Annotated in this window: 12 protein-coding genes; 5 read left to right on the forward strand and 7 right to left on the reverse strand. The window is 39.1% G+C overall.

Annotation, left to right across the window (positions count from 1 at the left end; genetic code table 11):
• Nucleotides 1-151: 151 nt before the first annotated feature.
• The gene (locus tag ABC374_RS10975) at nucleotides 152-2,722 is read left to right on the forward strand and encodes a DEAD/DEAH box helicase (RefSeq protein WP_413017679.1); all 2,571 of its coding nucleotides are present in this window, start codon (nucleotides 152-154) and stop codon (nucleotides 2,720-2,722) included.
• 76 nt (nucleotides 2,723-2,798) lie between these two features.
• Here the strand turns inward: ABC374_RS10975 and ABC374_RS10980 are convergent, their stop codons facing one another.
• The gene (locus ABC374_RS10980; protein WP_350302867.1) at nucleotides 2,799-3,008 is read right to left on the reverse strand and encodes a YqaE/Pmp3 family membrane protein; all 210 of its coding nucleotides are present in this window, start codon (nucleotides 3,006-3,008) and stop codon (nucleotides 2,799-2,801) included.
• Nucleotides 3,009-3,295: 287 nt separating this feature from the next.
• Here ABC374_RS10980 and ABC374_RS10985 point away from each other — a divergent pair, with 287 nt between their 5' ends.
• Nucleotides 3,296-3,967: a hypothetical protein gene (locus ABC374_RS10985; RefSeq protein ID WP_413017681.1), complete on the forward strand. Its 672-nt coding sequence runs from the start codon at nucleotides 3,296-3,298 to the stop codon at nucleotides 3,965-3,967.
• 112 nt (nucleotides 3,968-4,079) lie between these two features.
• Here the strand turns inward: ABC374_RS10985 and ABC374_RS10990 are convergent, their stop codons facing one another.
• Together ABC374_RS10990 and ABC374_RS10995 are read right to left on the reverse strand one after the other, a co-directional pair.
• The gene (locus tag ABC374_RS10990; protein ID WP_413017683.1) at nucleotides 4,080-4,391 is read right to left on the reverse strand and encodes a hypothetical protein; all 312 of its coding nucleotides are present in this window, start codon (nucleotides 4,389-4,391) and stop codon (nucleotides 4,080-4,082) included.
• A gap of 230 nt (nucleotides 4,392-4,621) precedes the next feature.
• Nucleotides 4,622-4,951, reverse strand: coding sequence for a four-helix bundle copper-binding protein (locus tag ABC374_RS10995; protein WP_413017685.1), 330 nt, complete (start codon nucleotides 4,949-4,951; stop codon nucleotides 4,622-4,624).
• Nucleotides 4,952-5,115: 164 nt separating this feature from the next.
• On the opposite strand from ABC374_RS10995, the gene ABC374_RS11000 reads away from it, so the two are divergent.
• Together ABC374_RS11000 and ABC374_RS11005 are read left to right on the forward strand one after the other, a co-directional pair.
• Nucleotides 5,116-5,505 carry a DUF948 domain-containing protein gene (locus ABC374_RS11000; protein ID WP_137024467.1) on the forward strand — a complete coding sequence of 130 codons (390 nt, stop codon included), beginning with the start codon at nucleotides 5,116-5,118 and terminating at the stop codon, nucleotides 5,503-5,505.
• Between the two features lie 92 nt (nucleotides 5,506-5,597).
• Nucleotides 5,598-5,963, forward strand: a complete 366-nt coding sequence (locus ABC374_RS11005) for a DUF948 domain-containing protein (RefSeq protein ID WP_413017687.1) — start codon at nucleotides 5,598-5,600, stop codon at nucleotides 5,961-5,963.
• A 209-nt stretch (nucleotides 5,964-6,172) separates the two neighbouring features.
• On the opposite strand, the gene ABC374_RS11010 is transcribed toward ABC374_RS11005, so the two are convergent.
• Both ABC374_RS11010 and ABC374_RS11015 read right to left on the reverse strand, forming a co-directional pair.
• Nucleotides 6,173-6,364, reverse strand: coding sequence for a DUF3934 family protein (locus ABC374_RS11010; protein WP_137016732.1), 192 nt, complete (start codon nucleotides 6,362-6,364; stop codon nucleotides 6,173-6,175).
• Nucleotides 6,365-6,535: 171 nt separating this feature from the next.
• Entirely contained in the window at nucleotides 6,536-7,867 is a 1,332-nt protein-coding gene (locus tag ABC374_RS11015) for an oligosaccharide flippase family protein (protein WP_413017690.1), read from the reverse strand.
• Between the two features lie 389 nt (nucleotides 7,868-8,256).
• On the opposite strand from ABC374_RS11015, the gene ABC374_RS11020 reads away from it, so the two are divergent.
• Nucleotides 8,257-8,535: a hypothetical protein gene (locus ABC374_RS11020; RefSeq protein ID WP_350302623.1), complete on the forward strand. Its 279-nt coding sequence runs from the start codon at nucleotides 8,257-8,259 to the stop codon at nucleotides 8,533-8,535.
• Nucleotides 8,536-8,828: 293 nt separating this feature from the next.
• Here ABC374_RS11020 and ABC374_RS11025 read toward each other — a convergent pair whose 3' ends face one another.
• Nucleotides 8,829-10,265: an amino acid permease gene (locus tag ABC374_RS11025; protein ID WP_350302624.1), complete on the reverse strand. Its 1,437-nt coding sequence runs from the start codon at nucleotides 10,263-10,265 to the stop codon at nucleotides 8,829-8,831.
• A 369-nt stretch (nucleotides 10,266-10,634) separates the two neighbouring features.
• The gene (gene rocF / locus ABC374_RS11030; RefSeq protein ID WP_350302625.1) at nucleotides 10,635-11,585 is read right to left on the reverse strand and encodes an arginase; all 951 of its coding nucleotides are present in this window, start codon (nucleotides 11,583-11,585) and stop codon (nucleotides 10,635-10,637) included.
• Nucleotides 11,586-11,591: the final 6 nt, after the last annotated feature.

Here is an 11,591-nt window from a genome sequence, read left to right on the forward strand (position 1 = left end):
GCATCTTGGCATTTCTTCACCTTCCATGATAACAGAGCACTTGAATTTAAATAGATAAAACGAATGTACCCGCGCTCATTTTAAACAAAAATTTGGGGAGGATAAAAGGAAGTAATAAAGTACATATTGGATAATTCAAAAGGGGATCATTATGGGAAAATTAGAAAGTATATATCCTATTGCGATTGAGAATACAAAGGAAAAAATAATCCAGGATATGGATTTTTATTTAGAGAATCAAGAGACAATGCCTTCTTATTCAGCATATATATCAGACAGGACGACCTTTATTGAGCAAATTTGGATAAATGTTTGGATAAATAAAGCGTCAAATGATGTGCCCAGAAAGGAAAAAAAGGCGTTTTTAAGCGAAAGGGGTTTTGTAACGGAAGGTTCAGATCATAAGCTGATCAATAGCATGTTCCGGAACGAATTAAAGAAGTATCGCCCGTTTGATGGCTTAACATGGATTAAAAAAACCTTTGCTGACAATCAAGAAGAGTGGGAAAAGAGATATAAAAATGCAAGGGAAAAATTCTTTAGGCGACAAGAAGAACAGCGGCTTGCCAAGCAGCGTTGGAAGATACGCGCGAGGCTTCAAGAAGAGGCCAATACATTTTTCGAAAATAACTCCCTTTTATTATATTTACATGTCAGGTATTATATTGCCGGTATATTGACAAAAGATCTTAAGAATAAGCCTAAATTCCAATATGTCGATCCATACTTACTTGAAGAACAATTGGTGGAAGAGGGGGGCTTTCAAGCTGCCGAATACCTAATGGTCACTGATTTTTTTGAAGAGCTTACAGGCGATATTCACTCGTTAGTCGGTTGGGGAAGGAACCGTTATGAATATGAAAATTACTTCTTCAGGTATGAAAGATTAGTTTCGGATTTCATAATGAAATTAGCCCCTGACAAATACTTGAACCATCTATCTGCTGCACTGCATCATGATTTTTTGGAGTCATATGGGGAAAGGCTGACGGTTGATGCCCTTCAAAGTATACTAAGCGATGAATTGGCCGATTTGTCTCAGTCCTGTTTTGATGAACTTCAGGAAGAATACCTTTCTGATTTACTGAAGCTTGAAGGAATTCCTTTTAATGAAACATTGCACGAAGAAATATACGAAAAAGACGTGGAGAACAGAGAGAGAAGAAAAGCTGAAGTATTGGCAGAGCAAGCCAGGAAGCGGGCAGAAGAGCAAAGGATGATCGATGATATCATCGGTAAGGCGTATACTCCATCATTAGGGAAAAAAGTTCGATATGTTTTGCATATAGGAGAGACAAATACCGGGAAAACGCATAAGGCCCTGGAAAAAATGAAAGAAGCGGAAAGCGGTTTGTATCTAGCTCCCCTTAGACTGCTGGCCCTTGAAGTGTTTGATAAATTAAATGCTGACGGTGTACCTTGCTCATTAAAAACCGGTGAAGAAGAAAAGGCAGTGGTGGGTGCTAAACATGTCTCCAGCACCGTTGAAATGTTTCATGAAAAAGACTACCATGAAGTAATCGTCATAGATGAAGCCCAAATGATTGCCGATAAAGATCGAGGCTTTTCATGGTTTAGGGCAATCACGCAAGCTAATGCGAAAGAAGTACACATAATCGGGAGCAATAATATCAAAATGATGCTTCTGAACCTTCTGAATGAAGCTGATTTGGAACTCCACGAATACAGACGGGAAATACCGCTTGAGGTAGAACAAAAGGAGTTTGGACTGAAGTATACGAAAAAAGGGGATGCGCTTATTTGTTTTTCGAGAAGGCAGGTACTCGAAACCGCTTCCCGGCTAAAAGAGAGTGGACATAATGTCAGCATGATATACGGAAGCATGCCTCCTGAAAATAGGAAACGGCAAATAGAGCTATTCAATCGCGGTGAAACATCAGTTGTCGTTGCCACCGATGCAATTGGAATGGGATTGAACTTGCCAATACGCCGTATCGTCTTTCTTGAAAATGAAAAATTCGACGGGACACGAAGAAGAAGGTTGACTTCTCAAGAAATCAAACAAATCGCAGGCCGAGCGGGTAGAAAGGGTATTTATGACACTGGAAAGGTAGCATTTACAGCAGATATCAAAATCATGAATAAGTTGCTCGAACAAGTAGATGAGCCAGTTCAAACCTTCACAATTGCCCCAACCTCTGCTGTATTTGAACGTTTTCAAAAATATTACCGGAACCTAGGGACATTTTTCGAAATGTGGGAGAGGTTTGAGCCCCCTAAAGGCACGAAAAAGGCATCGCTATCCGAAGAAAGGGAGCTTTACGAACTAATACGGGATACTGAAATCGAAGCGCGTTTTTCTTTAATGGATTTATATGGTTTCCTGCATATTCCTTTTTCGGCAAAAGAACCAAGTCTTATCAGACAGTGGCTGGAAACGGTCGAAGCTATTGCCGAGAACAGTGACCTTCCTGAACCGGTCATCAAGACAAGGAATCTGGAGGAATTGGAGTTATCTTATAAAGCGATAGGTCTTCATCTATTATTTTTATATCGGATGGGTAAACGGACCGAAGCTGTTTATTGGGAGCGTATCCGTGAAGAAATCAGTGATGGCGTTCATGATCAGTTAAAAGACGAAATGTTGAATTATCAAAAAAAATGCAAGCGCTGTGGAAAAAGGCTGCCGGATGACTCGCGTTTTCAAATATGTGACGCTTGTTATCATAGAGGGCTTAGGAAGACGCACAGATTCAATTAAACGAATTCTTTCGATAGTAATAACCCGAATAAAATGCACCTTGGTGCTTCATTCGGGTTATTAGTGGTTGTCTAAATCACTTAGTCGTTTGTTTCGATTTAGAAATAATTGCTGTTTGCTGCTTCATTCGTTTATCAGCTTTCTTATCATGCACCACTAAGAGTGCATGAATTAAACCAGGGACATAAAAAAATAGTGTGAGGACCAAATTAAGCACAGACTGAACGGGTTTACCGGCTAATAATACGGCTAATGGAGGGAAAATAATCGCAATTAAATAAAGAATGGTGAACACTCTCCAATATATTGATTTTTATCTACTATTACGGTTTGACTTTTATTCTAAAACAAATGCTTGTTTTACTGATGATACCTCTTGCTATCGCCTTGATAAATATATGCTTGAAAGCCGGATTCATACCAACTGAGCCTTCCTCAAAGAAGCAGTCTTTTACCCCTCATAATGGCAGGAGAGGGCTATGGCTAATGATCGTTTTTCCCGGCAGCGGTCAATGTACCGCTGCTTTTTGTGTTAGAATAATCAGAATACTAACTGATGAAGGCGGGAGATTTATGAAAAAAAAGATAGGCTGTTTGCATGCTCACTATACAAATATAGAATACATAGAAGCCGCATTCTCGAAATACGATATTGAATGGCTTCATTTTGTTGATCCGGGATTGATGCATCGGGTGTCATCTGATGCAACTTTTAACAATTCGGATGCTCAAAAAAGGGTAAAAGAACAGGTCGAATGGATTGCCGAATGTAAAGTGGATGCCATTCTTATAACCTGTACAAACTACATCGCCTTTTTAAACGAAGAACAACTATCCTTACCTATGCCTATCATTAAAATCGATGAACCATATTTTGAGCAAATTTGCCAATTACAGCAACCGCAAATGATTTTATTCACGAACCCAGCAACTGTTGAAGGAACAGTCAAACGATTAAAAGCCCATGCTGAAAAATATGGGGCTGTGGATTTTGAAGTTATCATTATCGATAATGCCTTTGAATTGATTATGCAGGGATTGGGAGAGAGATATAACCAGGAAATCATGAACTGCCTATACCAGTTTAATAACGAAGAAAGACCGCTGTCGGTGGCTCAATTATCAATGGTCGAAGCAGCTATGAGATATGAGCTTGAGACAGGAAAGACAGTTTTAAATCCATTGCATGCATTAGTGGATTACATGATCGATCAACTGGAACTAAGGTCATTGAAAGTTGAATAAAGGATTTCTGGTATCACATATAACGTAAATTCAAAAATATGTGTTTGTATATAATAAGAAAGTAAAATTCCCTGCATGATCAGGTTAAATCCCGATGCAGGGATTTTTTTTATTATGCCTTTGTACGGATTTGTTCACGGATGTTTTCAAGTTCTTCAAGGGATAGATCCGTCAGGGAATTTTTTATTTCTTCTTCGACCCGTTTTCGATCAAGCTCCCTATATTCGCTCCACCAATCTCTCAGCCCTGCGGTGTTTTCGAGAAGATACTCTATATCAATTTCTTCTTGCTCATCATCTGATAAATATCGCATGACCGCACCTAATAATCGATTGAGTTTGTCTGTTTCACTTTCCTTATCAGGTGAAGCCGGGGTATCTTTCACTTCTAAATCATCTTTAGCAGGAACATTCCGAGGTGTCATAATATCCTCCTGTTTTTAATACTAGTGTGCCTAAAAAAAGGGGTTTCAATATATGCTTTTGGTATTTTAAAAATTTTATCTTTTAAAATATTTATTGCCATTAAAAAATTTCAACATATACCTCGCTAGAATATATTTAATATATCATCATCCCTTAATAGATTTAATAGAAGAATGGGTAGGTAAGAGGGAAGATTAATCAAAGGAATAGCTTATTGCTATTCCTTACATCAAGCGACTAATTTTCTGCATTCTTCTGCGCATCTCAAGCATGCCTCAGCACATTTTTGACAATGTTCATGATCGTGTTTTTTACATTCGTTTCCGCAGCTTTCACAAATCTTGGCAAACACTTCAGCCAACTCTGAAATAAACGGTGTTCCTCTTGCTATCGCCTGTTCTAAATAAGAGCAAATATCCGCACATTCCCGATCCAAGCGAATGCATTCCACCATCATGTTTACATGATCTTCTTTTAAGCATGCGTCGTAGCAATGATTACACGCGGACATACAATCATTTAAAGTTTGGATAACAGATGAATAATTCTCATGTGGCATGAACAAATTCCCTCCTAAATATGGTCTCTCCCTTACTATTAACCTTTAAACTACCCTTTAAACTTCTAGGAAAAAGGTTCTTTAAAACTGACCGGACAGAGTGATGTACTTTAGGGAATGATTGGAAGGGACAGTGCATAAATTTAAATGAAGGGAGTGGATATATGAAAATGTTTATTAAATTAAGTGTGGCCAGTGTCTCCGGAGCTGTCGTGTATTTGATATATAATGTCAACCAAACGCTGCGTAAAGGAATGGGAACACTTGAAGAAACAAATAAAACACTGGAAGAGGTAAGGAATGCAGTACATGGATTGACGCAAGAGTCCAAACAATTGATCCACTCTGCCAATCAAATTACTGCGGATGTAAAAGGGAAGATGGAAAATGTCGATCCATTGCTAGAATCCGCTCAAGATGTTGGGGAAATGATTCATAATGTAACCAATTCCATGAAAGAAGCCAGTTTGGAAGGCCGCCACAAGGAATTATCCGCTCCGACAGCTCCTTTGATTCGAACTGAAGCTGAGGGGGTTCAAATCAAAATCAAGTAGTACCATTTTACTTTAAAAACAGGCACCCCGGGATCCACTAACATATTTGAAGCAATTGATTCTACTATTTAATTTAGAGGGGGAGCTTTATCTTGATTATTGAATATAGTGTAGCTGCGATCGCCTTAGCCTTCATTTGGTTGGTCGTATTTTTAATCAGTACCCTTCAAAAGGGAATGGTCACGATAGGAGAAGCCAATCAAACCTTGGCTGAAGTGAGAAAAGCCATCCACGATCTATCCGGCGAATCGAAACAACTTTTGCAAACTGCAAATGAAATCACCGACGATGTAAAAACTAAAATGAAAACGGTTGAACCATTATTGGATTCTGCCCAGGATGTTGGTGAAGCGATACATTCAGTTACAGACTCTGTTAAAAAAGCCACTAACGGTTTTCGTACAGAGTTTTCCCCGAAAAAAATCAATGCCATCAAACCCAAAAGCCAATTTAGATAAAAAGAAAATATTAAAAATGCGAAAGACACTACCGGGAATTGGAGTGTCTTTTTTGATGGTATGTAAATGAGCCGTACTTCTTAAGCTTCATATGGATATCGTGCGTGGTTTATATCTATAATACCCATTTATCTCATACAGATCTCTTAACACCCTGTATGAGAATATGGAACAAACATAAAATTTTTTGTGGGTTTTAGGACAAGCACTTATTTATCTGTCTTGTCGCCTGCAGCATGACCGGATGCTTTTGAGTCATTGGAATGTTTGACGCCTTTACTTACATATGGTTTGGCGCTTTTTTTCTTATTGGCACTTGTTTTCCAACGATTCCAGCCCTTCTTGCCCGTTCCTGTGCCGGTACCTTTACCCGTTCCGCTCTTAGCCTTAGCTTTACTCATGAAATCACTCCATTACTATTGTATGGTTAGTTTAAACCATTTTACTTGATTATTACCCAAGTATGTTGAAATATACAGTAACGAAGATGATATGTACAGGGAAAGGCTCAATTTTTTTAAACTAAATCTTTATATACCAATAACAGCAAGAGATTTTGCTTTGGTTTTGCCTCACTTTATCGATATCGATCTTGATTTCGTCAGTAAGATGCTTATGCCGATTTTTTTGCAAATGGTCAAGTAGTGCATGAAAGTTAATAATACAGCGCCTGTATTCATTCCTAAAATGATTCCTCCCATATTAAGAGAAGCCTGAGACCCTAGGATATACATCATTAAAAACGCAACAATATGGGACCATACGGTATGGATGAAAGCATCCTTCACTAAACCAAGGCCGATGAGATAGGCTTGCATGGGAATGACAAAAAAATGAAAAAGGAAATAAGGACATAATAACTTTAAATAGTATGCGGCAGATGTTGAAGAAAAAAAGAGGGAGGTCAAAGGTTCCGCAAAGAAATATATGAAGATCACAGCCGGAACTCCATACAGTACGGTGAAAGACATCGATTTTTGCAATAAAACCCTCAATTTTTCCTTATCCTGCCTCTTGTAAGCATTCGAAACATTCGGAATGAGCATGATCATTAAGGAATGTGCGATAAAGGCTGGGAAGAAGCCGATCGTCATCGCTACTCCAGTGAGCATTCCAAAATGCTCTGTAGCCACTACCGCACCGAATCCTGCAGATAGAAGGGCGGTGTGGATCAAAAAAGGTTGGATCGCATTTGTTATCGCATGAAAGATCCTTAACCCCATGGTGGGCAGCGAAACCGCCAATAACTTTTGCCGGGCATGTTTACCGGTTGTCCGTGAGTTTGTACCGCGCCTCATGATTCGCATTTGAAGAACCAAAAGGTTGATCAAGTATAGAAAAACGAGGAACTCACTGCCAATCAAAACAAAAAAGGCCATCAACAATGACTTTTCCTGGTTAAAATGAAATAAGTCAAAGATGAGGAAAAGCAAGCCGAATTGAATGATATCCTTTAAAAAGTTGGAAAAGGCAATTTTACCCATTTGCTGAACACCCATGAAATAGCCTCTTGCAATCGACGAAAAGGCAACTATTGGGATCAATGTGATGAGCAGCCATTTAATATAGGGATGGTATTTGTCCATTATGGATGAGAAGGAAAGTATGAAAGGCATGATTACACACATTACCAATACGACGACTGCAGCCATTTTAAGTGCATGAATGATAAGATTATAATGCATTGCCTGTTTATTTTCCGCAACGAATTTTGAAATAGAAATATGTAATTCAAGGCTGGCGATCACATATATCAAAAAGAAAATTGGCAATATCGACATATAAAGCCCCATGCCCTCTTCGTGTAATTCCCTGGCTAGGAGCATGTTCACTAAAAATTCGATACATTCACCAAAAAACGCTGCAACAATCAAAATGAGCGTTCCTTTATAAAAAGACTTCATGTTGGTCCACTCCTAACAAGGTGTTTGTATAAAGATATGAGACATGCCATGGAATATTCATGAGGAACTGCATATCCTGGCGATACAAAATGCGGTTATGCCTAGGGCAATCCTTATTAATCGCTGTTGAAAGATAAAAAATTAAATCATGGTAAAGGTGGGAAAGTGGATGAAATCGATTGGTTACACTCATTTCTAATGGGGGATCCTTACCCAAACAATCTTCATCAAAAGGCTTCATACGGGTGATATTCCAAACAAGGGCAATTTTTTATGTCATTTTCCTCTTCAAAAGTGTCATATGAATCATGAATATATGAATGGGACATGAATTTCGCTTTGAAATTCATGCTTTATTTTGCTATCCTTTAGCAGAGGGGATGATCAATATGAAATTCACATCTATTAGTCAATCAAATATAGATGAATTGTGCATTGCGTTTGAAAGTTGTCTTACGAAACATGACATTGCATTTAAATATGTAGATATGAAGGAAGATAACGGAATCATATCGTTTATTTTTTGTGATGACCCGGAAAATGCGAGATCGGTCGACATGGAAAGTGAACGCTTCATTGGATTGGATACCGATTACATAGCCAAGGAAATTTTAGAGCCAATCCTGCCTAAATTAAAAGAATTTGCACAATATAAAATCATCGATTAAGATGATTTTTTTGTTTTGATATTTGTTTTTATTGCCTAGATGGAGCTGAAAATTTAGCTTCCTATTATATGCGTAATTTTACAGGGAATAGTTTGGGGAACTAAAAAGCTGGAAGGGAAAAGGAAGGTTTCTTACAGTGGATTACCATTACCTAGCTATTTAAGGAAATGGTGATTAAATAAAAGAAATACCCTGGGTGTGATAACATCCAGGGTATTTCTTCTTTGAAAAGCAATCTTAATGAATTGTGAAGATCGCTTTTCACCACTTACTCTACTCCGCGGAATTCTGGATCAAATGACCATTTTTTTACCGGCATTTAATTCAACTTCCTGCTTGGGAGTTTCTATTTTCTTGATTTTCTTCACTCTAAAGTGATAAACCGCATAACATCCAAGGAAGAATGCTCCCCCGCAATAAAGAGCCATTCGCTGCTCAGGAACAAATGCTAAACTGATCATGACGATGCAGTTTGTTATTAATGCAAGTATGGGGATGAATGGGTATAGCGGAACTTTAAATTTCAGATCTTCTATCTTTCCGCCTTGGCGGGTATAGGATCTTCTAAAAGCAAGAAGACTAGCCGATATGGCAATCCAGCCAATTTGTGCACCTAACCCTGCAAGGGAGAGAAGAAAGACAAATATTGTGTCTGCAGCTACTACACTTGAAAGTAATGATAAACCGGCAATCGCCAGGGTGATGAGCAGGGCATTGAGCGGAATCCCTCTCTTATTCACCAAACCGAGCTTCGGACTTGCCATACCTTCCCTTGAAAGCGAGTAGAGCATACGTGTCGCAGCATAAAGACCGGAGTTCGCCACTGACAATAGTGCTGTAAGAATGATGAAGTTCATGATGTCAGCTGCATACGGAACTCCGATACTATCAAGTACAACAACGAATGGACTTTCTGAGATACCGGCTTTTTCCCTTGGGATCATCGCCGAAAGTACAGTGACAGAAAGAACAAAGAAGAAAAGGGTTCTCCAAACGGTTTGTTTGATGGATTTTGGTATGACCTTTTCCGGGTTTTCACTTTCTCCAGCGGCTATTCCGATTAATTCAGTGCCCTGGAAGGAAAAGTTTACTGTAATCATTGTGATTAGCAGGGCCGATATCCCATTGGGGAAAAGACCCTCAGCGAAAAAGTTAGAGAAAAATGGAGCTTCTTGTCCACCTTTCATATCAATCATACCAAACATAGCAGCACCGCCAACGATGATGAAAAGAATGATGGCCAATACTTTTATGCTGGAAAAAACAAACTCCGATTCGCCAAATGCCTTTGCTGATAAGGCGTTCAGTGAAAAGATGAGAAAAGCAAAGATTGCGCACCACATCCAAACGGGTGATTCAGGAAACCATCTTTGCATTAGCTGTCCTGCTGCCAGAAACTCTAAGGCAACTGTAACGGCCCAACCTAACCAGTATAGCCATCCGATGGCAAATCCGGTTCCAGGACCGATGAACTTAGTCGCATATGTCTGAAACGAACCGGATACAGGCATGGCAACTGATAGTTCACCAAGGCAAAGCATCGTTAAATACATGATGAAGCCGCCGACTATGTAAGAGAGGATAGCACCGAAGGCTCCTGCTTCATGAATGGTATAGCCTGAACCGATGAAAAAGCCCGTACCAATACATCCCCCTATTGAAATCATAAATAAATGTCTTGCTTTCATGCTCCGTTTTAATTCATTTGGTTGATTTTCTGCTGTTTTCATTGAAAAACTCCTTTACCTGATGGGTGCAAACGGTTTCATTTATGTTGGGACGTTATTAGGGAATTTGTGTTTTTACAAGTCTAATAGCTTTGATTCTGATTCTTAGATGATGTCGAATTCCCTCCGAAAAGAGATTACTTCTGCATTAAAGAAGCATGAGTCAATGAACATAGGTACCTATGCAGAATTAATTTCGAAAGCGCCGCTTAATAAAGAAAGAGAAGCCAAGCGTCAGGAAACTAGGGATGTAAATTGATTCATGTCGATCATCCGCTAATGGGAAGAAGCTCATAAAAGAAGTATGGGCTTTTCCCATGGAGCATCACTTTAACGAACTCTCTATATTTCTATCAAAAACATAGAGTCCGATTATTTAACATGAGCCAATAAATCAGGAGAGATATGATCTTCCGCTCCATATAGTAATTTTTCCCCAAGCAATGAGCCCATTAATGCGACAGCAACTTCAGCCGTTTTATTATGCTCGTCCAATATTGGGTTTATCTCAACAAACTCTGCTGATGTAATGATATTAGCTTCAGCTAGCATTTCCATGGCAAGATGGCTTTCACGGTAACTAATGCCTCCCATTACAGGCGTTCCGACCCCTGGTGCATCATCTGGATCAAGACCATCAAGATCAAGTGATAAATGGACAAGGTCCGTACGTTCTTTCAGGTAGGCAATCGATTCTTCCATCACTTTTGTCATACCCATTCTATCAATCTCATGCATAGTATAGACTTTAATTCCTTTTTCCCTGATTAACTCTTTTTCACCTTGGTCTAAAGAACGGGCACCAATGATGACAATATTCTCTGGTTTGACTTTTGGAGAATATCCGCCAATTTTAGTCAGTGCAGGGTGGCCAAGGCCCAAACTTACTGCTAAGGACATACCATGTATGTTTCCTGATGGTGATGTTTCGGCAGTATTTAAATCTCCATGTGCATCATACCATATTACTCCTAAGTTTTCAGTATGCTTCGCTAAACCGGCTAATGTCCCGATAGCAATGCTGTGATCTCCCCCTAAAACTAAAGGAAAACGATTTGCTTGGATGACTTCATCCACTTTTTGACTCAATTTTTCATTACCTTCTGCTACGTCCTGCAGATTCTTCAAATTTGTGTCACTATCACTTTGTGCTCTTTCCTGTATTTCTACTTTAATATCACCTTCATCACGGACAGTATAGCCAATGTTTTCAAGTCTTTCACTCAATCCTGCATATCTGATGGCACTAGGCCCCATATCCACTCCTCTTCTAGTTTGACCAAGATCCATTGGCACACCAATGATTGAAATTTCCTTTTTCATATGTAA

It is taken from the genome of Peribacillus phoenicis (assembly GCF_047238085.1).
In the GTDB taxonomy this organism is placed as follows: Bacteria; Bacillota; Bacilli; order Bacillales; family DSM-1321; genus Peribacillus.